Source organism: Paenibacillus sp. HWE-109 (assembly GCF_022163125.1).
Lineage (GTDB): Bacteria > Bacillota > Bacilli > Paenibacillales > NBRC-103111 > Paenibacillus_E.
Window position 1 is genome coordinate 6,792,694 of the sequence record NZ_CP091881.1, and the last position, 24,512, is coordinate 6,817,205.

At 45.3% G+C, this 24,512-nt stretch carries 24 protein-coding genes and 1 other annotated feature; all 24 genes read right to left on the reverse strand.

Going from position 1 to position 24,512, the window contains the following annotated elements; translation table 11 throughout:
• Positions 1-624 (reverse strand): 50S ribosomal protein L3, encoded by a 624-nt coding sequence (gene rplC / locus LOZ80_RS29100; protein WP_029196463.1) that lies wholly within the window; start codon positions 622-624, stop codon positions 1-3.
• 45 nt (positions 625-669) lie between these two features.
• Positions 670-978, reverse strand: coding sequence for a 30S ribosomal protein S10 (gene rpsJ / locus LOZ80_RS29105; RefSeq protein WP_028557496.1), 309 nt, complete (start codon positions 976-978; stop codon positions 670-672).
• Positions 979-1,217: 239 nt separating this feature from the next.
• On the reverse strand, positions 1,218-2,408 hold the full coding sequence (gene tuf / locus LOZ80_RS29110) for an elongation factor Tu (RefSeq protein WP_028557497.1): 1,191 nt from the start codon (positions 2,406-2,408) through the stop codon (positions 1,218-1,220).
• 39 nt (positions 2,409-2,447) lie between these two features.
• Entirely contained in the window at positions 2,448-4,523 is a 2,076-nt protein-coding gene (gene fusA, locus LOZ80_RS29115) for an elongation factor G (RefSeq protein WP_173226637.1), read from the reverse strand.
• A gap of 39 nt (positions 4,524-4,562) precedes the next feature.
• Entirely contained in the window at positions 4,563-5,033 is a 471-nt protein-coding gene (gene rpsG, locus LOZ80_RS29120) for a 30S ribosomal protein S7 (protein ID WP_189018540.1), read from the reverse strand.
• A 44-nt stretch (positions 5,034-5,077) separates the two neighbouring features.
• Entirely contained in the window at positions 5,078-5,497 is a 420-nt protein-coding gene (gene rpsL, locus LOZ80_RS29125) for a 30S ribosomal protein S12 (RefSeq protein ID WP_189018538.1), read from the reverse strand.
• Between the two features lie 161 nt (positions 5,498-5,658).
• Positions 5,659-5,910, reverse strand: coding sequence for a ribosomal L7Ae/L30e/S12e/Gadd45 family protein (locus tag LOZ80_RS29130; protein WP_189018536.1), 252 nt, complete (start codon positions 5,908-5,910; stop codon positions 5,659-5,661).
• A 188-nt stretch (positions 5,911-6,098) separates the two neighbouring features.
• Positions 6,099-9,719, reverse strand: coding sequence for a DNA-directed RNA polymerase subunit beta' (rpoC, locus tag LOZ80_RS29135; protein WP_283214713.1), 3,621 nt, complete (start codon positions 9,717-9,719; stop codon positions 6,099-6,101).
• A 69-nt stretch (positions 9,720-9,788) separates the two neighbouring features.
• Positions 9,789-13,328, reverse strand: coding sequence for a DNA-directed RNA polymerase subunit beta (gene rpoB, locus LOZ80_RS29140; RefSeq protein WP_238167899.1), 3,540 nt, complete (start codon positions 13,326-13,328; stop codon positions 9,789-9,791).
• Positions 13,329-13,709: 381 nt separating this feature from the next.
• Positions 13,710-14,306 (reverse strand): class I SAM-dependent methyltransferase, encoded by a 597-nt coding sequence (locus tag LOZ80_RS29145; RefSeq protein WP_238167900.1) that lies wholly within the window; start codon positions 14,304-14,306, stop codon positions 13,710-13,712.
• A 139-nt stretch (positions 14,307-14,445) separates the two neighbouring features.
• A complete protein-coding gene (gene rplL, locus LOZ80_RS29150) occupies positions 14,446-14,811 on the reverse strand; it encodes a 50S ribosomal protein L7/L12 (protein ID WP_057313458.1) in 366 nt (121 codons plus the stop codon).
• Between the two features lie 55 nt (positions 14,812-14,866).
• Positions 14,867-15,376: a 50S ribosomal protein L10 gene (gene rplJ, locus LOZ80_RS29155; protein ID WP_238167902.1), complete on the reverse strand. Its 510-nt coding sequence runs from the start codon at positions 15,374-15,376 to the stop codon at positions 14,867-14,869.
• A gap of 65 nt (positions 15,377-15,441) precedes the next feature.
• Positions 15,442-15,596 (reverse strand) — a sequence feature (ribosomal protein L10 leader region).
• A gap of 54 nt (positions 15,597-15,650) precedes the next feature.
• Entirely contained in the window at positions 15,651-16,343 is a 693-nt protein-coding gene (gene rplA, locus LOZ80_RS29160; RefSeq protein ID WP_238167903.1) for a 50S ribosomal protein L1, read from the reverse strand.
• Positions 16,344-16,464: 121 nt separating this feature from the next.
• Complete coding sequence (gene rplK, locus LOZ80_RS29165) at positions 16,465-16,890, reverse strand: 50S ribosomal protein L11 (protein WP_029196472.1); 426 nt, start codon at positions 16,888-16,890, stop codon at positions 16,465-16,467.
• Between the two features lie 101 nt (positions 16,891-16,991).
• Entirely contained in the window at positions 16,992-17,525 is a 534-nt protein-coding gene (gene nusG / locus LOZ80_RS29170) for a transcription termination/antitermination protein NusG (protein ID WP_079418039.1), read from the reverse strand.
• A gap of 24 nt (positions 17,526-17,549) precedes the next feature.
• Positions 17,550-17,762, reverse strand: coding sequence for a preprotein translocase subunit SecE (gene secE, locus LOZ80_RS29175; RefSeq protein ID WP_028557510.1), 213 nt, complete (start codon positions 17,760-17,762; stop codon positions 17,550-17,552).
• Positions 17,763-17,781: 19 nt separating this feature from the next.
• The gene (gene rpmG, locus LOZ80_RS29180) at positions 17,782-17,931 is read right to left on the reverse strand and encodes a 50S ribosomal protein L33 (protein ID WP_079418041.1); all 150 of its coding nucleotides are present in this window, start codon (positions 17,929-17,931) and stop codon (positions 17,782-17,784) included.
• 224 nt (positions 17,932-18,155) lie between these two features.
• Complete coding sequence (gene sigH, locus LOZ80_RS29185) at positions 18,156-18,800, reverse strand: RNA polymerase sporulation sigma factor SigH (protein WP_028557511.1); 645 nt, start codon at positions 18,798-18,800, stop codon at positions 18,156-18,158.
• A 120-nt stretch (positions 18,801-18,920) separates the two neighbouring features.
• Positions 18,921-19,433, reverse strand: coding sequence for an NYN domain-containing protein (locus LOZ80_RS29190; RefSeq protein ID WP_238167905.1), 513 nt, complete (start codon positions 19,431-19,433; stop codon positions 18,921-18,923).
• Between the two features lie 5 nt (positions 19,434-19,438).
• Complete coding sequence (gene rlmB / locus LOZ80_RS29195; RefSeq protein WP_238167906.1) at positions 19,439-20,185, reverse strand: 23S rRNA (guanosine(2251)-2'-O)-methyltransferase RlmB; 747 nt, start codon at positions 20,183-20,185, stop codon at positions 19,439-19,441.
• Positions 20,186-20,237: 52 nt separating this feature from the next.
• Positions 20,238-20,669 (reverse strand): Mini-ribonuclease 3, encoded by a 432-nt coding sequence (locus LOZ80_RS29200; RefSeq protein ID WP_238167907.1) that lies wholly within the window; start codon positions 20,667-20,669, stop codon positions 20,238-20,240.
• Positions 20,666-22,066, reverse strand: a complete 1,401-nt coding sequence (gene cysS, locus LOZ80_RS29205; RefSeq protein WP_238167909.1) for a cysteine--tRNA ligase — start codon at positions 22,064-22,066, stop codon at positions 20,666-20,668. Before cysS ends, LOZ80_RS29200 begins: the two co-directional genes overlap by 4 nt.
• The gene (cysE, locus tag LOZ80_RS29210; protein WP_238167910.1) at positions 22,047-22,718 is read right to left on the reverse strand and encodes a serine O-acetyltransferase; all 672 of its coding nucleotides are present in this window, start codon (positions 22,716-22,718) and stop codon (positions 22,047-22,049) included. The genes cysS and cysE overlap by 20 nt, the downstream gene beginning before the upstream one ends.
• A 336-nt stretch (positions 22,719-23,054) precedes the next feature.
• Positions 23,055-24,509, reverse strand: coding sequence for a glutamate--tRNA ligase (gene gltX, locus LOZ80_RS29215; protein ID WP_238167911.1), 1,455 nt, complete (start codon positions 24,507-24,509; stop codon positions 23,055-23,057).
• Between the last annotated feature and the right edge of the window lie 3 nt (positions 24,510-24,512).

Genomic DNA, 24,512 nt, shown 5'->3' on the forward strand with positions numbered 1-24,512 from the left:
TTACTTTTTAACAGCAGACTTCACGCTAACGTAGCTGTTTTTAGGACCCGGAATGGAACCTTTAACTAGCAATACATTACGCTCAGCATCTACTTTAATGATTTGCAAATTTTGCAAAGTTACTGTTTCGTTACCCATGTGCCCTGGCAATTTCTTACCTTTAGGAACGCGGTTTGCTTGAATGGAACCCATCGAACCTGGTCCGCGGTGATAACGTGATCCGTGTGCCATAGGGCCCGTGGATTGGTTATGTCTTTTGATGTTACCTTGGAAACCTTTACCTTTGGAAGTACCCGTTACATCAACGAATTCGCCCTCTGTAAACAGATCTGCTTTCAGTTCTTGACCAACTTCATAGTCACCCAACTGAATGCCACGAATTTCTTTAACGTAGCGCTTAGGCGTTGCCCCTGCTTTTTTCGCATGGCCAAGCTCTGGTTTAATGATTCTGCTAGCTTTCACATCATCAAAACCGATTTGGATCGACTCATAACCGTCGTTGTCCACATCTTTCTTTTGCAGTACCACACATGGTCCCGCTTGAATGACAGTTACCGGAACTACATTGCCCTCCGGAGTAAACAACTGTGTCATCCCAAGTTTTTTTCCTAAGATACCTTTCATCGTTGACACCTCATTTCCTTCCTAAACGTTCATTCTATAGTTGTTTTACAGTTTGATCTCGATGTCAACGCCAGACGGTAAGTCTAAACGCATCAGAGCATCAACTGTTTGTGGTGTTGGATTCACAATATCGATTAGACGCTTATGCGTACGCATTTCGAATTGCTCACGCGAATCCTTGTACTTGTGTACCGCACGAAGAATCGTGATGATTTGCTTCTCTGTCGGAAGCGGAATCGGACCGGATACACCTGCACCGGAACGCTTGGCAGTTTCCACGATTTTCTCAGCTGATTGATCAATGATTCTGTGATCATAAGCTTTCAAACGGATACGAATTTTTTGCTTTGCCATATAAGTCCCTCCTTCTATCGCCCAATTTAGTATCGGACATACTCCGCGAAAATTCTCCAACAGCCTTCCCCATGGCAAAGGGGCCAGGTGTGTCGGCAACCTTTCGCATCATCGCAACGTCACAGACCAACGTTTAATATTATATAAAATTTGAAAACGAATTGCAAGCTTATTTTTAGGCATTCGCATAAAAAAACACTCACCGCCAAAACGATGAGTGTTTCTTCTATAAAAAGGTCTTATTTTTGAATTGTAGCAACCGCGCCCGCACCAACTGTACGTCCGCCTTCACGAATCGCGAAGCGTGTTCCTTCTTCGATTGCGATTGGGTTGATTAGTTCAACTGTAACTGTGATGTTATCACCTGGCATAACCATCTCAGTACCTTCTGGAAGGGAGATGATACCCGTTACGTCAGTTGTACGGAAGTAGAACTGTGGACGGTAACCAGTGAAGAAAGGCTTATGACGGCCACCCTCTTCTTTAGTTAGAACGTAGATTTGAGCTGTGAAGTTCGTGTGTGGTTTAACTGAACCCGGTTTCGCAAGAACTTGTCCACGCTCGATATCTTTACGGTCAACACCACGAAGCAATGCTCCGATGTTGTCTCCAGCTTGAGCGGAATCAAGCAATTTACGGAACATCTCTACACCAGTTACGATGCATTTACGAGTTTCTTCAGCTATACCAACGATTTCAACTTCTTCTTGTACTTTAACAGTACCACGCTCAACACGACCAGTTGCAACTGTTCCACGACCAGTGATTGAGAATACATCCTCAACTGGCATAAGGAAAGGCTTGTCAGTTTGACGCTCAGGAGTTGGGATGTAAGTATCAACTTGCTCGAACAACTCGATGATTTTGTCAGCCCAAGGACCATCTGGGTTTTGAAGAGCTTCACGAGCTGCTCCACGGATGATTGGAGTATCATCGCCTGGGAACTCATATTCGTTAAGAAGGTCGCGAACTTCCATCTCAACCAATTCAAGCAACTCTTCGTCTTCAACCATATCACATTTGTTAAGGAATACTACGATGTAAGGTACGCCTACTTGACGGGAAAGCAAGATGTGCTCACGCGTTTGCGGCATAGGGCCGTCAGCTGCGGATACAACCAGGATCGCTCCGTCCATTTGAGCAGCACCAGTAATCATGTTCTTAACATAGTCGGCATGTCCAGGACAGTCAACGTGTGCGTAGTGACGATTAGGTGTTTCATACTCAACGTGAGCTGTGGAGATTGTGATACCGCGCTCGCGCTCTTCTGGTGCTTTATCGATTTGGTCGAATGCTACTGCAGCTCCACCGTATCTTTTGGACAATACAGTAGTGATTGCAGCTGTTAAAGTTGTTTTACCATGGTCGACGTGACCGATAGTACCGATGTTAACATGCGGTTTGTTACGTTCAAATTTAGCCTTTGCCATTTTAAACGATTCCTCCTTAGAGTGACTATTAGTTTTATATTAAGCGCCTTTGCCTTTTGCAATAATTTCTTCTGCAATGGACTTAGGTACTTCTTCATAATGCGAAAGTTCCATGGAGTAAACACCACGGCCTTGTGTTCTCGAACGAAGTGTTGTGGAATAACCAAACATCTCGGAAAGAGGCACCTTAGCACGGATGACTTGTGCTCCATGACGGCTGTCCATACCTTCGATACGTCCACGACGGGAGTTAAGGTCACCCATAACATCGCCCATGTACTCTTCTGGTACAGTAACTTCAACCTTCATGATTGGCTCAAGAAGAACCGGTTTACATTTTTCTTTTGCTGCTTTAAGTGCCATGGATCCCGCAATTTTGAACGCCATTTCATTGGAGTCAACATCATGGTATGATCCATCAACAACAGTAGCTTTGATATCCACGAGCGGGAATCCTGCGATTACACCGTTTTTCATGGACTCTTCGATACCAGCTTGAATAGGTGCGATATATTCTCTAGGAATAGATCCCCCTACTACCTTGTTCTCGAAGATGAAACCAGTGCCAGCTTCTTGAGGTTCAAACTCAACCCAACAATGTCCGTATTGACCACGACCACCGGATTGACGAACGAATTTACCCTCAACTTTAGCAGCAGCACGGAATGTTTCACGGTATGCTACTTGAGGTTTACCTACATTGGTTTCTACTTTGAATTCACGAAGCATACGGTCAACGAGGATCTCAAGGTGAAGCTCACCCATACCCGCGATAATCGTTTGTCCTGTTTCTTCATCAGTAGAAGCACGGAACGTAGGATCTTCTTCTGCAAGTTTTTGCAATGCGATACCCATTTTATCTTGGTCGGCTTTCGTTTTCGGTTCAACAGCAAGCTGGATAACCGGTTCAGGGAAGACCATTTTCTCAAGAATAACAGGGTTCTTCTCATCACAAAGTGTATCACCAGTTGTTGTATCTTTCAATCCAACAGCCGCGGCAATATCACCTGCGTATACGATGCTGATTTCTTGACGTGAGTTCGCATGCATTTGCAGAATACGACCAACACGCTCACGTTTACCTTTAGTCGCGTTAACGACATAGGAACCGGAGTTCAATGTACCAGAGTATACACGGAAGAAGGTAAGACGACCAACGAAAGGATCTGTCATGATTTTGAATGCAAGCGCTGAGAACGGTTGATCATCAGCAGACTTACGAATCACTTCAGTACCATCGTCAAGTACACCTTTAATATCAGGTACATCAAGTGGGGATGGCAGGTAGTTGATAACTGCATCCAACATCAATTGAACACCTTTGTTTCTGTAAGAAGACCCTACGATAACTGGGAAGATTTTCACTTCACAGACACCTTTACGTAGAGCTCCTTTGATCTCATCAACAGTAAGTTCTTCACCTTCGAGATATTTCATTGTAAGCTCTTCATCAAGCTCAGCAACTTTCTCGATCAGTTCCAATCTTAATTCTGCAACTTGATCTTTGAACTCAGCAGGAATTTCAACTTTCTCGATATCCTTGCCAAGATCGTCTTTGTACATATACGCCACTTCTTCAACTAAATCGATGATACCTTTGAATTCATTCTCAGCACCGATCGGAAGTTGGATAGCAACTGCATTTGCACCAAGTTTTAGACGCATGGATTCAACAACTTGCAAGAAGTCTGCACCGATGATATCCATTTTGTTTACGTAAGCGATACGTGGAACGTTGTATTTATCAGCTTGTCTCCAAACTGTTTCCGATTGAGGCTCAACGCCCTCTTTCGCACTAAATACACCAACTGCTCCATCCAACACACGAAGGGAACGCTCTACCTCAACAGTAAAGTCAACGTGTCCCGGGGTATCAATGATATTGATGCGGTGACCTTCCCATTGCGCAGTCGTAGCAGCGGAAGTAATCGTAATTCCGCGCTCTTGTTCCTGTTCCATCCAGTCCATCGTAGCAGCACCTTCGTGCACTTCTCCGATTTTGTGAACTTTACCAGTGTAGTAAAGAATACGCTCTGTTGTTGTCGTTTTACCAGCATCGATATGAGCCATGATCCCGATATTACGTGTGTTTTTTAAGGAGAACTCTCTAGCCATAGGTCGTTATGTCTCCTTTCTGAAATTAGTTTTCTTATTCTACCAACGATAATGAGCGAATGCTTTGTTAGCTTCAGCCATTTTGTGTGTATCTTCACGTTTTTTAACGGAAGAACCCGTGCTGTTGCTAGCATCGATAATTTCGTAAGCTAATCTTTCTTCCATCGTCTTCTCACCGCGTAGGCGGGAGTAGTTGACCAACCAACGCAAACCTAATGTCGAACGACGGTCAGGTCTAACTTCGATAGGCACTTGATAGTTTGCTCCACCAACACGGCGAGCTTTAACTTCTAGTACTGGCATGATGTTTTTGATAGCTGTTTCGAACACTTCCATCGGCTCTTTACCTGTACGATCTTTCACGAGGTTAAAAGCGTTGTAAAGAATAGTTTGTGCTACCCCTCTTTTTCCATCAACCATAATACGATTGATAAGACGAGTAACGAGTTTGCTATTATAAATTGGATCTGGCAATACGTCTCTGCGAGTAACTGGACCTTTACGAGGCATAGTTATCCCCCTTTCTTATAAGAATCATCCCTGATTATTATCTCTTATTTTTTAACTTTCGGACGTTTAGTACCGTATTTGGAACGGGATTGCTTACGGTTGTTAACACCGGAAGTATCCAGCGCGCCACGCACGATGTGATAACGTACCCCTGGAAGATCTTTAATTCTACCTCCACGGATCAATACAACACTGTGTTCTTGCAGGTTGTGACCGATACCTGGAATATAAGCTGTCACCTCTACGCGGTTCGTTAAACGAACACGTGCATATTTACGAAGTGCGGAGTTAGGCTTCTTAGGAGTCATAGTACCTACACGCGTGCAGACACCACGTTTTTGAGGTGCACTCAAATCCGTTGCTTCTCTTTTCAAAGCGTTAAAACCTTTTTGCAAAGCTGGTGATTTAGACTTTTCCACCTTCGCTTGACGACCTTTACGTACTAGTTGGTTAATTGTTGGCATATCGCCACCTCCTCCCTACATTCATAACATGATGTTCTCTTGCAAGCCCACAGATCCAGGCGAGTCATAAATGAGCAAATAGAAAGTCCTTGCCATGGACAGCTGCAAAAGTCATGAAAACTTATGTATGCTAAGCCCACTAACAAAAACGTCATTAGCGTTTATTCATTTACAACAGCTGCTACCGCAGCTCCAACTTCAATTCCACATGCTTTACCTAGCATCTTCATAGAATCTACGTAGGTTACAGGTATTCCCTTCTGCGTACAGAGAGTCACCAGTTTTATCGTCAATCGCGGATCTGCATCTTTGGAAACAAATACTTCGATAGCCTTGTCTTGCTCAACTATCTTCGTGACTTTCTTAGTACCTACACTTATATTCTTCGCCTGTTTGACTTTATCATAAGACATAAGGCACCCCCTACAAAGAAAGGAAAGAATATCAACTTAGGCACACTACGATATATTAGCACTTAGAACTTGGAGTGTCAAGGAATAACTTCTAACTCCTTCAAACAACTTGATAGTTTCACCTTAAAAAATCAAAAGGAATACTCACTTCATATAAAGTGAGTATCCCTCTCTCTTTTATATCGTCATTATTCGACTGCAACTGTCTCTTTTTCGAGGTCCTCATCTTGCACGACAACTTCGTTCGGATCCGTGATACGGATATTCCGGTAACGAGGCATACCTGTACCTGCAGGGATGAGTTTACCGATAATAACGTTCTCCTTCAGACCGAGCAATTGGTCAACCTTGCCTTTGATCGCTGCATCCGTCAAGACACGTGTCGTCTCTTGGAAGGAAGCTGCAGACAGGAAGGAATCAGTCTCAAGGGACGCCTTGGTAATACCGAGCAAGATAGGTCTTGCAACAGCCGGCTCGTTGCCTGCGAACAAGGCGACTTTGTTAGCTGCTTCGTATTCATGAATGTCTACGAAGGAACCTGGAAGAAGCGTTGTATCTCCAGCGTCAACGATACGAATTTTACGCAACATTTGACGAACCATGACTTCGATATGCTTATCGTTAATTTCTACCCCTTGGTTACGATAAACACGTTGAACCTCTTGCAGAATGTAGTTCTGCACGCCGCGGATACCTTTGATGCGAAGCATTTCCTTAGGATCGATAGATCCGTCAGTCAACTCGTCTCCAGCTTCCACTTGTTGATTCAATGAAACACGTACACGTGAACCGTAAGGAACAGCATAAACTTTGGATTCCGCTTCGCCTTGAACTTCAATTTCACGACGATCTTTGGCTTCGCGAATTTCTTTGACGGTACCATCAATCTCGGAAATGATCGCTTGACCTTTTGGATTCCGAGCTTCGAAGAGCTCTTGAATACGCGGCAAACCTTGTGTAATATCGTCTCCGGCAACACCACCGGTATGGAACGTACGCATCGTCAATTGTGTTCCTGGCTCACCGATGGATTGTGCAGCGATAATACCAACTGCCTCCCCAACTTCGACAAACTGGCCAGTAGCCAAGTTGCGACCGTAACATTTCTTACAAACACCATGATTGGTGCGGCAGCTAAGAACGGAACGAATTTGCAATTTCTCGATTCCAGCTTCAATGATAGTATCCGCAATTCCCGATTCAATCAGTTCATTGCGTTGAACAATCACTTCACCTGTTTTCGGATGACGCAGAGTTTCATACGCATAACGTCCTTCAATACGGTCGTAAAGATCTTCAATAACCTCTTTACCATCTTGAATTTTGCTAACCATGAAGCCTTTGTCAGTTCCGCAATCATCTTCACGAACGATAACATCTTGCGCAACGTCAACCAGACGACGAGTCAAATACCCTGAATCCGCTGTACGAAGTGCTGTATCGGCAAGACCTTTACGCGCTCCGTGCGTGGAAATAAAGTACTCCAAGATCGTTAACCCTTCACGGAAGTTCGATTTAATTGGCAACTCCATAATTTTACCGGATGGATTCGCCATCAAACCACGCATACCACCAAGCTGAGTAATCTGGGATTTGTTACCCCGTGCCTTGGATTCAACCATCATGCTAATGGAGTTGTATTTATCTAGGGATTTCATCAAGATTTCTGTGATTTCATCCTTCGCTTTACTCCAGATCGCAATAACGCGGTCATAACGCTCTTCATCCGTAATCAAACCACGACGGTATTGGTTCGTAACTACGCGTACTTTCTCTTCGCAATCTTTGAGGATCGCTACTTTTTCAGTTGGAACAACAACGTCAGAGACAGCAACGGTAATACCAGCTTTGGTGGAATACGTGAATCCAAGTTCTTTGATTTTATCAAGGATCATCGAAGTTTGCGTTGTATGGTATTTACGGAAACACTCAGCAATAATCGAACCGAGATATTCTTTACCTACCGCTTTGTTCTCTTCGCGTTCCAACATAATGGCTCTAAGATCAGCACCTTTTTCAAAAACAAAGTGAGCATCAGGGATACCATTCAACAAATTCGTTTTGGTTGGTTCGTTAATGAAAGGGAAGTCGCTAGGGAAGATCTCATTCATAATAACTTTTCCGATTGTTGTAATCAGAATAGCATTTTGCTGTTTCTCAGAGAAACTTGTTTTGTTCAATGCTCTAGCAGGAATAGCTACCCGTGCGTGCAGTGCCATTTTGCCCGATTGGTAAGAAGAAACAGCTTCGTGAACAGTTCTGATAATAGAACCTGCACCTTTGGCGAATTTGTTGTCCGTTGTCAAATAGAAGCTTCCCAGAACCATATCCTGTGAAGGCGTAACAACCGGCTTACCGTCTTTCGGATTCAAAATGTTGCCTGATGCGAGCATCAGCAAACGAGCTTCAGCTTGAGCTTCAGAGGACAACGGTACGTGAACGGCCATTTGGTCACCGTCGAAGTCAGCGTTGTAAGCTGTACAAACGAGCGGATGAAGCTTAATGGCGCGGCCTTCAACCAGAATCGGTTCGAAAGCTTGAATACCAAGTCTATGCAGCGTTGGGGCACGGTTCAGAAGAACCGGGTGCTCCTTGATGACTTCTTCTAGAACATCCCATACATCCGGGCTTACGCGCTCTACTTTGCGTTTCGCACTCTTGATGTTGTGAGCCAAACCTTTATTCACAAGCTCTTTCATAACGAAAGGCTTGAACAATTCAAGTGCCATTTCCTTCGGAAGACCACATTGGTACATCTTCAGGTTAGGACCTACAACGATAACGGAACGGCCGGAGTAATCGACACGTTTACCGAGCAAGTTTTGACGGAAACGGCCTTGTTTACCTTTCAGCATATGGCTGAGAGATTTCAAAGGACGGTTACCAGGTCCTGTTACAGGACGGCCGCGACGACCGTTATCAATAAGCGCATCGACCGCTTCTTGAAGCATCCGTTTCTCATTTTGAACAATGATATCCGGAGCGCCTAGGTCGAGCAATCTTTTGAGACGGTTGTTACGGTTGATAACACGACGGTACAAGTCATTCAAGTCGGAAGTCGCGAAGCGACCGCCGTCGAGCTGTACCATCGGGCGAAGCTCAGGAGGGATAACCGGAAGTACATCCAGAATCATCCAACCAGGCAGGTTTTTGGAGTTACGGAAAGCTTCCATAACTTCCAAACGCTTAATCGCACGATTACGGCGTTGACCTTGCGCTGTTTTGAGTTCTTCTTTAAGCGTATCTACTTCACGTTCGATATCGATGTCGACCAATAATTTCTTAACGGCCTCAGCACCCATACCGGCTTGGAAAGCATACCCGTACTTCTCACGGTAACTGCGGTATTCTTTCTCGGAAAGCAGCTGCTTTTTCTCCAAAGGCGTATCGCCTGGATCCGTGACAACATAGGAAGCGAAGTAGATAATTTCCTCCAAGGATCTTGGAGACATATCCAGCGCAAGCCCCATGCGGCTAGGGATACCTTTGAAGTACCAAATGTGCGATACCGGAGCCGCAAGTTCAATATGACCCATGCGCTCACGACGTACCTTCTGGCGTGTTACTTCAACGCCGCAACGGTCACAAACGACGCCTTTATAGCGAACACGTTTGTATTTACCGCAATGACATTCCCAATCTTTCGTAGGCCCGAAGATCTTTTCGCAGAAAAGACCTTCTTTCTCAGGCTTTAAGGTTCTGTAGTTAATCGTTTCCGGCTTCTTTACTTCCCCACGGGACCAAGAGCGAATTTTATCGGGTGATGCCAAGCCGATTTTCATAAACTCGAAGTTGTTAACGTCCATCAAGGAGCAACCCTCCTTTAAGAATTTAAACCCACTATGCAGTGAATCGTTCTCGATCTATTGTGGTGTTCTTTATTCGTTGACTCCTAGTTCAGAGCCCTCTAAGTTTAGGTTTAATTTATCGCTAGTGACTTCATCATCATCATCGGCTTCTCGCATTTCGATCTCTTCCTCATCGCCGGACAGGATTTTGACATCCATCCCCAAACTTTGAAGCTCTTTGATCAAAACTTTGAAGGATTCCGGAACACCTGGTTCTGGAACATTTTCACCTTTGACGATCGACTCGTATGTTTTCACACGGCCTACGACGTCATCTGACTTCACGGTAAGGATTTCTTGCAGTGTATAAGCGGCTCCATAAGCCTCGAGCGCCCATACCTCCATCTCCCCGAAACGTTGTCCACCGAACTGCGCTTTACCACCCAGCGGCTGCTGAGTAACAAGGGAGTAAGGTCCTGTTGAACGGGCATGGATTTTATCATCAACCATGTGCGCCAATTTGATCATGTACATGACGCCAACGGTAACTTCACGCTCGAACGACTCACCCGTACGACCATCGTACAGGATCGTTTTACCGCTGCGCTGCATGCCGGCTTCTTCCATCGCATCGAACACGTCATACTCACGCGCTCCATCGAATACCGGAGTTGCAGCATGGATACCAAGGTATTTGGAAGCCATACCCAAGTGAACTTCAAGCACTTGACCGATGTTCATCCGTGAAGGAACCCCTAGTGGATTCAGAACAACTTCAACTGGCGTACCATCTGGCAGGAAAGGCATATCTTCTTCAGGAAGAATACGTGCTACTACCCCTTTGTTACCATGGCGTCCGGCCATTTTATCGCCTTCGGAAATTTTCCGTTTTTGCGCGATATAGACACGTACGAGTTGGTTGACACCTGGAGGCAGCTCATCGCCATTCTCACGAGTAAATACTTTCACGTCTACGACAATACCATCTGTACCATGCGGTACGCGAAGGGATGTATCACGAACCTCACGAGCTTTCTCTCCGAAGATCGCATGCAGCAATCTTTCTTCCGCTGTTAGCTCCGTCACACCTTTCGGCGTTACTTTACCAACAAGGATGTCGCCTGCGCCGATTTCGGCACCGACACGGATGATTCCGCGCTCATCAAGATTCTTCAGTGCATCTTCCCCAACGTTCGGGATATCGCGTGTAATTTCTTCAGGTCCAAGCTTCGTATCACGAGCTTCGGATTCGTATTCCTCGATATGAATCGAAGTATACACATCTTCCTTCACAAGCTTTTGGCTAAGCAAAATAGCATCCTCGTAGTTGTAGCCTTCCCAAGTCATGAAAGCTACGACAACGTTACGCCCAAGAGCCAATTCCCCTTGCTCTGTCGATGGTCCATCGGCAAGAATCTCGCCAGCCTTGACCAATTGTCCTTTTTTAACAATCGGACGTTGATTGATACAAGTCCCTTGGTTGGAACGCATAAATTTGTGAAGCTTATATTTGACGATGTTGCCACTGACTAATTTGCCATCCACCATTTCTTGGCGACGCAACCAAATTTCGTTGGCAGCAGCTTTCTCAATAATTCCATCAAATTTGGATACAATACATACTCCTGAGTCTTTAGCAACCTTATGCTCCATCCCCGTACCTACGAGAGGTGCTTTAGGGATAAGTAAAGGTACCGCTTGACGTTGCATGTTGGATCCCATGAGCGCTCTGTTGGAGTCATCATTTTCGAGGAACGGAATTAGCGCCGTTGCAACGGAAACAACTTGCTTCGGAGAAACGTCCATGTAATCGACACGTTCAACCGGTAGCGTTAAGTTATCATCCTTGTAACGAACGATAATCGCATCTTCAACGAATTTATTTTCTTCCGTCAGTTCTGCGTTCGCTTGAGCGATAACATAGTTATCCTCTTCATCAGCAGTCAGGTATGCAATTTGATCGGTTACCAAACCTGTCTTCGGATCTACCCAACGATATGGAGCCTCAATGAAGCCATACTCATTAATACGGGCAAATGTCGACAACGAGTTGATCAAACCAATGTTCGGTCCCTCAGGCGTCTCAATAGGACACATACGGCCATAGTGAGAGTGATGCACGTCACGAACTTCCATCCCTGCGCGCTCTCTCGTTAAACCGCCGGGTCCGAGTGCAGACAGACGTCTTTTGTGCGTCAATTCAGCAAGGGGATTCGTTTGGTCCATAAACTGTGAAAGCTGGGAACTACCGAAGAACTCTTTGATGGACGCAATCACTGGTCGAATGTTAATCAAAGCCTGCGGCGTAATGACGTTCGCATCTTGAATCGACATCCGCTCGCGAACAACACGCTCCATACGGGATAAACCGATACGGAATTGGTTTTGCAGCAATTCACCTACGGAACGCAGACGACGGTTACCCAAGTGGTCAATGTCATCCGTATTCCCGATACCATGCAGCAAGTTGATAAAATAGTTAATGGATGAAATGATATCAGCAGGCGTAATGTTCTTGACTGCTTTATCAATCACACCATTGGAAATAACCTTAACGATTTTACCTTCTTCTGTTGGCGAGTATACATTGATACATTGAACCGGAATTGTATCCGCTCCTGTTACGCCTTTAGGAATCGTGAACTCTTGGTAACCTGCTCCTTTTTCGATAAAAGGAAGGATTTCATCCAGTACACGACGGTCAAGCAATTGCCCAGCTTCTGCGATGATTTCTCCTGTTTCGGAATCCACCAATGTTTCAGCCAAACGTTGATTGAACAATCTATTTTTGATGTGAAGTTTTTTGTTGATTTTGTAGCGCCCTACATTCGCAAGATCATAACGCTTAGGATCGAAGAAACGAGCAACGATCAAGCTTCTTGCATTATCAAGCGTAGGCGGCTCACCCGGACGAAGACGCTCATAGATCTCGATTAACGCTTTTTCCGTAGAATCCGTGTTATCTTTATCGAGCGTATTGCGGATGTATTCGTTATCGCCTAGCAAATCCAAGATCTCAGCATCTGTGCCAAAACCTAATGAACGAAGCAAGACAGTAACTGGAATTTTACGTGTGCGATCGATCCGAACATAGATGATATCTTTGGCATCCGTCTCAAGTTCTAACCAAGCTCCACGGTTCGGAATAACGGTTGCGGTGTAAGTTTTTTTGCCGTTTTTATCCACTTTCGTGCTATAATAAACACTGGGTGAACGAACGAGCTGGGAGACGATTACACGCTCCGCACCGTTAATAATGAACGTTCCCGTGTCAGTCATGATAGGGAAATCCCCCATGAACACTTCTTGTTCTTTGACCTCACCGGTTTCCTTATTAATCAAACGGACTTTGACTCTTAACGGCGCCGCATAGGTTACGTCGCGTTCTTTGGATTCATCAACTGAATACTTAGGATCACCCAAGCTATAGTCAATAAACTCCAGTACTAGGTTACCTGTAAAATCCTGAATCGGAGAGATATCCTGAAACATCTCACGTAGTCCTTCTTCCAAAAACCACTCATACGATTTTTGCTGGATTTCAATCAGGTTTGGAATGCCCAGCACCTCATTAATTCGTGCATAAGTCCTGCGTTTACGTCGTCCAAATTGAACAAGATGTCCCGCCAACTTTCATTCACCCCTCAACTCTACTCAATAAATAAAAAGAAAGAAGAAAAACTTCGACCGACGTACACTCAGGACGCCTCCGTTAGTGGAGCCCGTCCGAATAAGCGACTGTATGGATGAAGGTTTTTCTCTGTAATCACTGAAACTTTTCCAAATATTTCTTCTCATCCTGTTAGAGTTTCCTAAAATTCAAACATTATACGTTATACATTCAAATTTTATTCATCTCGGACAAAAAAAAGTACTTGACATTTTTGTTAACTAAAGACATGTGTCCCATCTTAATACTGACATTTTTTAATAATACCACATGTAAAAAGTCAAGTCAAACAAATTCCCACGATTGAGTGATAAGACTTTCAGCCTGTTGCCCTCGATAGCTTACTTTGTTGCTTTGAGAATTTTGTAGCCCTTATCCTTGGACACCTCAACAACCTCACGATAGAGAGATTCCAGCTTTCTCATTGCCGAAGGAGCACCTTGTTTCTTCTGAATAACAACCCAGATAGACCCACCCTCCACCAAGCAATCATAAGCATCTGTAAAAATGCGATGAACCACTTCTTTACCGGCACGAATTGGAGGATTGGTCAGCACAACATCGAAACGCTGTTCCTTCACTTGTTCCAACAGATCGCTTTGCAATATGCTCACATTGGCAATGCCATTGCGCTTGGCATTATCCAAGGAAAGCTCAATCGCTCTTTCATTGATGTCGACCATTGTCACATGTCCCTTCGGACACATTACAGCCGCGCTAAGTCCAATAGGTCCATAGCCGCAACCAACATCCAGAACTTTGGCATCTTCTTTCAGCTGCATCGTTTCAATTAAGTGCTTACTTCCATAATCGACACCCTTTTTCGAAAAGACACCCGCATCCGTCAGAAACGTATACGTCTTACCCCGCAGCTCTTCTTGCATGGTGTGAACATCACGTTTAACAGTGGGCCGCTGTGTATAATAGTGCTCTGACACGATAAGCTTCCCTCCTTCTTTTTTACCTATAGGAAAATCAAATAACAGAGCGCGTTCCTAAGGCTTTCCTAAGGGTAAAAACTTAGGTTGAAAAAAACCCCTTGAAGACTAGCTTCAAGAGGTTTTTAAGAAAAAGAAATTACTTCACTTCTACGGAAGCGCCAGCTTCTGTAAGCTTAGCTTTAACAGCGTCTGCTTCTTCTTGGCTAACTTTTTCTTTAACTGCTTTTGGAGCTCCGTCAACAAGGTCTTTCGCTTCTTTCAGGCCAAGACCTGTGATTTCGCGAACTACTTTGATTACGTTGATTTTGGAAGCGCCAGCGCTTGTCAAGATAACGTCAAACTCAGTTTGAGCTTCTTCAACTGCTACTGCTGCGCCACCGCCAGCTGCTACTGGAGCTGCTGCTGTTACGCCAAACTCTTCTTCGATTGCTTTAACCAGGTCGTTCAATTCCAAGATTGTCATGCCTTTGATTGCTTCTAGGATCGTTGCATTTGTGCTCATGGTTAAACCTCCATTATCATTTCATATATTTTGTGGTTGTTGTTGTAAAACAAAATTAAGCTTGACCTTCAGCTTCTTTTTTCTCAGCAACTGCTTTAACAGCAAGTGCAAAGTTACGAACTGGAGCTTGAAGAACGCTAAGCAACATGGAGAGAAGACCATCTCTGGATGGAAGTTCTGCAAGTGCTTTGATTTGATCGTATCCAACTACGCGGCCTTCGACCACGCCACCTTTTACGCTCAATTGATCATTCTTTTTCGCAAAATCAGTCAAGATTTTCGCTGGAGCAACTAGATCGTCTTTGCTGAAAGCAATAGCAGTTGGACCTGTTAGGTATTCATCCAATGCGCTTAGCTCAGCATTTGCCGATGCGCGTCTAGCCAACGAGTTCTTGAGAACTACGAATTCAATACCAGCTTCGCGCAAGGTTTTACGCAACTGTGTTACTTGAGCTACGTTTAAACCGCGGTAGTCTGCGATGATTGTAGAAGCACTAGCTTTAAACTTCTCAGTTACTTCAGCTACTGCTTGTTCTTTCTCTGCAAGAATTTTCGCGTTTGCCATAGTACACCTCACTTCTTTATACATTTATCTTTCAAGATCGCAAACAGTAGGAGCATCAGCATTCCTTATAAAATAAGAAATGCCTTCGTAGACGCTACGAAGGCATGATGTGTTCACTTTTTCCCTGATGTACAAAGAAATCGTTATCTATATCATAACACCTCGGTAGGAAATTAAGCCTTGCGGCACCTACTGTCTACGGTTTGCATATTCATTTTTGGGACCTTTGATAGAGTATCATGCCCAGCAACCTAAGTCAACTGGAAGCTTCTACTTATCTGAAGGTTGACAGGTTCACACGTACGCTTGGGCCCATAGTCGAAGATACAGCAATGTTCTTCAGGTAAACACCTTTAGCTGCTGCTGGTTTCGCTCTAAGAAGCGCATCAACCAATGCTTTGAAGTTTTCGTTCAACTTGTCTGCATCGAAGGATACTTTACCAAGTGGAGCATGAATTTGTCCTGCTTTGTCAAGACGGTATTCGATTTTACCAGCTTTGATCTCCTGAACAGCTTTGGTAACGTCGAAAGTAACTGTTCCTGCTTTAGGGTTCGGCATTAAACCTTTACCCCCGAGGATACGACCCAGTTTACCAACTTCGCTCATCATGTCTGGAGTAGCTACGCAAACGTCAAATTCGAACCAACCTTGTTGAATTTTGTTGATCATGTCAGCATCACCAACAAAATCTGCACCAGCTGCTTCAGCCTCTTTCGCTTTGTCGCCTTTAGCAAAAACGAGTACGCGTTTCGTTTTACCAGTACCGTGTGGAAGTACTACAACACCACGAACAGCCTGATCTTGTTTTCTTGGGTCAACACCCAGACGAACTGCAACATCTACAGTTTCATCGAATTTAGCAGGAGCTGTTTTCTTAACAAGCTCGATTGCTTCTGACGGATCATACAAGGTTTCAGCGTTTACAAGCTGAGATACCTCGCGGTATTTTTTACCGTGTTTAGGCATAATGATAATCCTCCTTAGTGGTATTAGCGGATAATCCTCCCACCGAGCGGCTGAAGAGTTCCCTCAAAGAAAACTCACTTCGCAAGCAGATGCTTAGCGGTTAACCGCATTCCTTGCGGAATTAATCTTCGATAGTGATTCCCATGCTGCGAGCAGTACCTTCGACCATACGCATTGCAGCCTCAACGGATGCAGCATTCAAGTCAGGCATTTTTTGTTCAGCGATTTCGCGAACTTTTGCACGTTTCACAGTTGCAACTTTCTTTTTGTTTGGTTCACCGGATCCTTTTTCGATACCAGCAACGACGCGAAGAAGAACTGCAGCCGGAGGCGTTTTAGTGATGAATGTAAAGGAGCGATCCTCGAATACTGTGATTTCAACCGGAATGATAAGACCAACTTGATCAGCAGTACGAGCATTAAACTCTTTACAGAAAGCCATGATGTTCACACCTGCTTGACCCAATGCTGGACCGATCGGTGGTGCTGGATTTGCTTTCGCAGCTTGAACTTGAAGCTTCACGATTTTAATAACCTTTTTTGCCATGATAGACACCTCCTTGCTTTTAGTATGGAATCTGGTGTGATCCCACTAACGAAGGTCTATCCCGAGGAATAGACCTGGCAGAAACCCTTGGTTGTCTTGTTTTATAGCTTTTCCACTTGGTCGAAATCGAGCTCAAGCGGGGTTTCTCTACCAAACATGTTGACATGCACCTTAAGTTTACCCTTGTCAGCCACAATTTCCTCAACAGATCCAACAAAGTTTGCGAAAGGTCCCACTTTGACGCGAACGGTTTCTTTGAGTTCGAAGTCGATAATCTCCTTCGGCTCTTCCATCCCCATATGCTTCAAAATAGATTCAACTTCCTCAGGTAATAATGCAGTCGGTTTAGAGCCGGATCCTGTAGAACCTACGAATCCAGTCACTCCTGGCGTATTACGCACTACGTACCAAGAGTCATCCGTTTGAATCATTTCGACGAGGACATACCCTGGATAAACTTTACGCATGACGACTTTTTTCTTGCCGTCTTTGTTCACCAGTTCTTCTTCCATAGGCACAAGCACACGGAAGATCTTGTCCGTCATTTCCATAGATTCTACACGTTTCTCTAGGTTGGCTTTCACTTTGTTCTCATACCCTGAATAGGTATGTACGACGTACCATCTTTTTTCCATGAATAAATTCACCTATAGTCCTGTTTATTTAAAAACAAGGCGCAGCAACTCAGAAATGCCTAGATCAAGCACAAAAAAATAAATAGCAACAAAAGCTACGGTACCAATAACGACAAGCGTATAGGTAGTCATCTCTTTGCGACTTGGCCACTTGACCTTTTTGAGTTCTGTCCAACTGTCGGTGAAGAAGGAAAAAGTGGATCCGAAGCTTTGTCTCATTCTAGCCAAGAACGCCACAAACTACACCTCCAAAGAACTACCTAGTCTCGCGATGAGCAGTATGTTCATTGCAAAATTTGCAATATTTCTTCAACTCAATACGGTCGGGATTGTTGCGCTTATTTTTAGTGGATGCATAGTTTCTTTGTTTGCAATTTGTGCACGCTAATGTGATGATGACCCGCATGATGTACACCTCCTACAGACACGTTCTAATTAAAGCCCTTCGAAGCGCGTCAAAAAGAAAGCGACTTTTAGGGCTACCTGAAATACTTTATCACAATCCGTGATAGAGTGTCAAGGCACAAGTCTCACAAAAGCGAGAGTATCAACAGTATAGACCCTCCAGTGAATTGTTAAACATGCGCATAAAGAAAAATACCCGCGCTGCATTAGCAGTACGGGCACTTTCTATAAGTCTCTGACTTCCAAATATCGTTCTAGCTTGCGTTTGACGCGCTGGAGAGCATTATCAATGGACTTCACATGTCGATCGAGATCAACCGCGATCTCTTGGTAGGATCTACCATCGAGATAGAGCATAAGTACTCTACGCTCCAAGTCACTTAATATTTCTCCCATTTTATCTTCAAGGCCCGTAAACTCTTCTTGATTAATCACGAGCTCCTCGGGATCTGTGACCCGAGAACCACTAATGACATCAAGCAAGGTACGATCAGAATCTTCATCATAGATAGGCTTGTCCAGTGACACGTAGGAATTAAGAGGAATGTGCTTCTGACGCGTTGCTGTCTTAATGGCCGTGATGATCTGTCGTGTGATGCACAGTTCAGCAAAGGCTTTGAATGAAGCAAGCTTGTCTCCTCGGAAGTCGCGAATAGATTTATATAAACCTATCATGCCTTCCTGCACAATGTCTTCTCGGTCTGCACCTATCAAAAAATAAGAACGTGCTTTGGCACGTACGAAATTCTTATATTTATTGATAAGGTATTCCAACGCTTCGCTACTGCCTTCACGGACTGCTTCGACGATGTCTTCATCTGGCTTGAGGTCATAATCATACATTCTCAGTTCTTTGAGGTCGACACTCACCAACAATCCCTCCGGCCTGCAGGACTACCCAGATTCACTATAAAAGTTTAGGTTAAGTATACATGATGAAATCTCACACCGTCAACGGGGAACCGCACCATTTCTAGCATTTGGAGGATTTCACTCTCCTCTGCGCCAACGCTCGAATTGCGCCTTGACTTCGCTGCTCAGCTTTCCTTCAAACGGATTCCGCTTCGATGACGTCTCTGGATGAATGCGCTCACGGACCTCTTTGCGATTTTGCTTGATCTTGACCAGCAGTTCGCCAGCAGGCAATCGAAGTGCTCCTTTGCCGAATATAACATGCTGTTCAATCATATCCGAGGTCGCCACATAGATTTGTTTCCGGCGGCCCATCAGATTCGTGACCAATCGTTCGATCCGTTCATCCGCCGTTTCCTTCTCTTTGGTATAGAGGACGATCAGCTTGCTCTGCACGTACTTCTTCCCTAGTCCAGGTACCATATACGCGTCAAAAACAAGGTAGACCTTCATACCTGAATAAGACTGATACTCAGCCAGCATATGAATCAGCTTATCGCGAGCGCCTTCCAGATCCGTATCTTTAAGTTTGCTCAGTTCAGGCCAAGCTCCGATGATATTGTAACCATCTACAATCAGAAACTCTTCCATAGCATTTAGCTCTGTTTACGCTGTCTAACCACTTCATACATCAATACACCCGCGGCAACAGAAGCATTCAAAGAATTCACATGTCCCGCCATTGGCAGCTTGACCAGGAAGTCACATTTCTCTTTAATTAGTCGACCGACACCCTTGCCTTCATTGCCAATAACTAGCGCAATCGGCATATTAAAATTCGCTTTGTACACATCCTGAGCAGCGGATACGTCCGTTCCAGCTACCCAAACTCCCTGCTCTTTCAACTTCTCGATGGTCTGCGCAATGTTCGTTACACGGGCAACAGGTACATACTCAACGGCACCCGCCGATGTTTTGGAAACGGTCGCGGTAAGTCCCACCGAACGCCTCTTGGGAATAATCACCCCATGAACCCCTGTGCAGTCAGCCGTACGTAAAATGGAACCTAGATTATGCGGATCTTCAATCTCATCCAAAATCAGGATAAACGGCTCTTGCCCTAGTTCATTAGCTTTGGCTAAAATATCCTCCACTTCCACATAGGCGTAAGCAGCTACTTGCGCTACGACACCTTGGTGCTGCAGCCCTTCCGCCATCTGGTCAAGCTTCCGCTTGTCCGTAAACTGGACCAGGATTCCTAAATTTTTGGCTTCTGCCACGATGGGACCTGCGAACTGCTTCTGCGCATTCTCCGCAATCCATATTTTATTAATCGTGCGGCCGGCACGGATAGCTTCCAATACGGAGTGCTTGCCACCAATATATTCTTGATCTTCTTCCATACTTGTTCCTCCTAGGCATTTACCTTTGTTCACAACACTGCTTATACCACCGTTATGTTTGTTTCTTGTAAGTTAACGCGAAGTCCATAATTTCTTTCAATCGTTCAAATGACTGCTTGTAGTATAAATATCCGATCAAGCACTCAAACGCGGTACTGTGCCGGTATTCCAGCACCTCCGCGTTCTTGGCTGTTGTTCCCGATTTGGCATTGCGCCCGCGCTTCACCATATCCACTTCCTCTTCCGTGAGCATCGGCATCAAAGCTTCAAGCAGCTTGGATTGCGCTTTCGCAGACACATAGCCTGTCGATGCTTTGTGCAAATGGTTAGGCCGATGATTAGTCCCGGATATGACATATTGCCGAATATAGACCTCATATACCGCATCCCCAATATAGGCTAAGACTAACGGATTGAGCAAATGCGGACTTTTGGATGGCGGGAAAATAAAAAGATTCGCATGGTCAGTTACGGTATCGGTCATTTGCGGCGCCACCGTATTCCTTGCGGTGTATCCTCCAAGTGTATCCCTTTCTCCGTTAACAGATCACGGATTTCATCAGCACGAGCCCAATTCTTGGACTTGCGAGCTTCTGTCCGATCTACAATAAGTTGCTCGATTTCTTCGTCCAGGAGCTCATCTGCTTGCTGCGAAAGAATGCCTAATGTCTGATCGAATGCTTGCAATTGATTGATGAAAAGCTGCAAGACAGCCGCGTGTACCCGCTCCTGCTGCAAATATAAATTAGCTTCAGCGACCAACTCAAATACAGCTGTAATCGCATCCGGTGTATTGAAATCATCATTCATTTTATCCACAAATTGCGTTGCTATCGCAGCTACACGATCCGTCAATTGCGGATCCACTTCACTGGAATCTGAGGCTGTAGCCAACCGATGTTTCAAATTATCGTAGGCATTCTGAATCCGTTCCAGCGCATTGGCAGCCTGCTTCAGACTTTCATCACTGAAATTCAGCGGATTGCGATAATGCGCAGACAGCATGAAGAAACGGAACACTTCCGGCTTAATTTGTTTAACCAAATCACGAATTAAAATACCGTTGCCAAGCGATTTGGACATTTTCTCATTGTCGATGTTCAAGAAAGCGTTGTGCATCCAGTAATTCGCCATCGGCTGGCCCGTTACCGCTTCTGTCTGGGCAATCTCGCACTCATGGTGCGGGAATGTCAAATCATGCCCGCCCCCGTGAATATCGATTGTTTCACCCAAATATTTGCGAACCATCGCCGAACATTCGATATGCCAGCCTGGACGGCCTTGCCCCCAAGGGCTATCCCAGTAAATCTCGCCTGGCTTCGCGGCTTTCCACAGGACAAAATCCTGCGGATTTTCTTTGCGGTCGTCCACCTCAATCCGAATACCGTATTGGAGTTCATCCAGATTTTGATTCGACAGCTTGCCGTAGTCGGCGAATTTGCTAGTGCGGTAGTAGACATCGCCGCGAGCTTCATACGCATAATCTTTCTCCACGAGAACAGCGATGAAATCAACGATTTCCTGAATGTTCTCCGTAACCCGCGGATTCATGCTGGCTTCGTGAACTCCAAGCGCAGCGATATCCTCAAGAAAAGCTTGGATGAACGTTTCTGCCAGCTCTGGAACCGTAACCGCCATTTCCTCGGCTTTGCGAATCATTTTATCATCCACATCGGTAAAGTTCGTAATGTAGTTCACTTCATACTGCTGCGACTCCAGATAGCGGCGTACGACATCAAAAAAGATAACCGGACGACCATTCCCGATATGAATATAGTTATAGACGGTAGGTCCGCAAACGTACATTTTCACTTTGCCTGGCTCTATGGGAATGAATTCTTCTTTCTTGCGTGTTAAGGTATTATACACTTTGAGCGTCATGTTCTCTCGCTTCTCCATTCTTTGACCGTTCTTGTTCAAGCTGTTTCTTGAGATCATTAATTTGCTGCTGCAATTCCTGAAATATATCAATAATCGGATCCGGCAAATTGCCGTGATCCAAACGATTCACGCGAACACCGTCCCGCTTAACAAGCTTAGCCGGCATCGTGACGACAGTGCTGTTGGAGGGAACCTCCTGAATGACAACCGCATTAGATCCAATGCGCGAATTCTCGCCCACGAGAAAAGATCCAAGTATTTTGGCCCCTGAGCCTACAACTACATTATTGCCAATTGTTGGGTGTCTCTTCCCTTTTTCTTTTCCTGTGCCACCAAGTGTAACGCCTTGGTAAAGGATGACATCGTCACCGATTTCACAGGTTTCTCCAATCACGACCCCCATGCCATGATCAATGAACAGTCTGCGGCCGATCGTCGCTCCCGGGTGAATCTCAATACCCGTCATGAAGCGACTCCACTGCGAAATCACCCGAGCAATGGTATACATCTTCCGTTTGTAGAACCAGTGGCCCACTCGATGCGCCCAAATCGCATGAAGCCCAGAATACGTAAACACAACTTCAAACCAGCTGCGTGCAGCCGGGTCGTTGTCGAATACGGCAGAAATATCAGATTTGACGGATGTCCACATGCTCTCACCTTCTCGCTTCTCAGTAGAAAAATATGCAAAAAAGCCCCCGCAGCCATATGGCTGCAGAGGCGTAGTTATCGCGGTTCCACTCTGCTTGGTGACTCGGAAGTCTCCCAACTTAGGTTCCCGTAACGTGGGTACTCCGGCTGCGCCTACTTTACTCGGGCGAGTATTCGGCGCGGCAGCTCCCAGGTGCATTTCCGGTTACAGGGATTGGATAACTCACAGCCGAAGCCGTTAGGCCTCGATTATCCTCTCTGATGAATCCCATAATAAACGTACTCTCCTGATCATCGCACTGTGTATTGAGTTAAGTATAGCGAAAAGAAACTCGCTTTACAATAAGTTCCTAAGCCGGGAAGCGACTTTTTCTTTACCAAGCAGATAAAGTGATACATTCAGGTCTGGGCCATGGACTTGTCCCGTTAATGCCGAACGAATGGACATGAACAGTTGTTTGCCCTTAAAGCCAGTATCCTTCTGTACCTGTTTCAACAAAGCAGGAATCGCCTCTACGGTGAAGGCTTCCGCTTGCTCAACTTGGGTCAAGAAGCTGGCCAGCACAACCGGAACATGCTCTTCTTTGAGAACAGCAGCCGCTTCTTCGTCGATGACGAGCTCATCTTTGAAGAAGATGCTCGATAGTTCGACGATCTCCGCCGCGTAGCGCATCCTGTCTTGGTTAAGGCCTACGAGTGCCGCAATCCAGTCCTGCGCCGCTTCATCCAGATCACCTTGGATATAGCCTGCTTTTTGCAAATGAGGCACGCTAAGCTCAACAACGCGCGAAAGCGGAGCCTTTTTCAAATAAGCATTGTTCATCCAATTCAATTTGTCCATATCAAACACAGCCGGACTCTTGGATACGCGATCCAGGTCAAACTGAGCAATCAATTCTTCCTTCGTGAAGATTTCTTCTTCACCGCCCGGAGACCAGCCAAGCAGCGCGATGAAATTAACGACCGCTTCCGGCAGGTAACCAAGTTCTCTGTATTGCTCAATAAACTGGATGATGGACTCATCCCGCTTGCTCATTTTTTTGCGATCGGGATTCAAAATCAATGCCAAATGGGCAAAATCAGGAATAGGAAGCCCTAAAGCTTCATACATCAAAATTTGTCGCGGTGTATTGGACAGATGCTCTTCACCGCGAATAACCAAATTGATTTTCATCAAGTGGTCGTCGACGATGACCGCGAAGTTATATGTCGGAATGCCGTCTGTGCGCGCAATAATGAAATCACCAATACCATTGGATTCAAATTCAACATGCTCCCGCACTTTGTCCTCGATTTCAATAATACGATCAGCTGGCACACGGAAACGGGTAGACGGCTTGCGTCCTTCCGCTTGGTGCGCAGCAACCTGCTCTGGCGTTAAGTGACGGCACTTTCCGGAGTATCCGCCCATCTCGCCGCTGGCTTCTTGCTCCGCCCGCTCCTGCTCCAAATCTGCTTCTGAACAATAGCAGTGGTACGCATGTCCGCTCTGCAGCAGTTGATCCAGATAGGTTTGATAGATATCCAATCGCTCCATCTGGCGGTAGGGACCATAAGGTCCTCCGATATCAACGCTCTCATCCCACTCCAAGCCAAGCCATCTGAGGCCATTCAATTGATCCTCGATGCCTGATTCCTTATGGCGGGTTTGATCCGTATCTTCGAAGCGGACAACAAAGGCTCCACCATGACGACGCGCCAATAAATAATCAAACAGTGCCGTACGAGCACCGCCAATATGTAAATGTCCAGTCGGACTTGGTGCATAACGCACACGTAACGGTTGATTCATGAC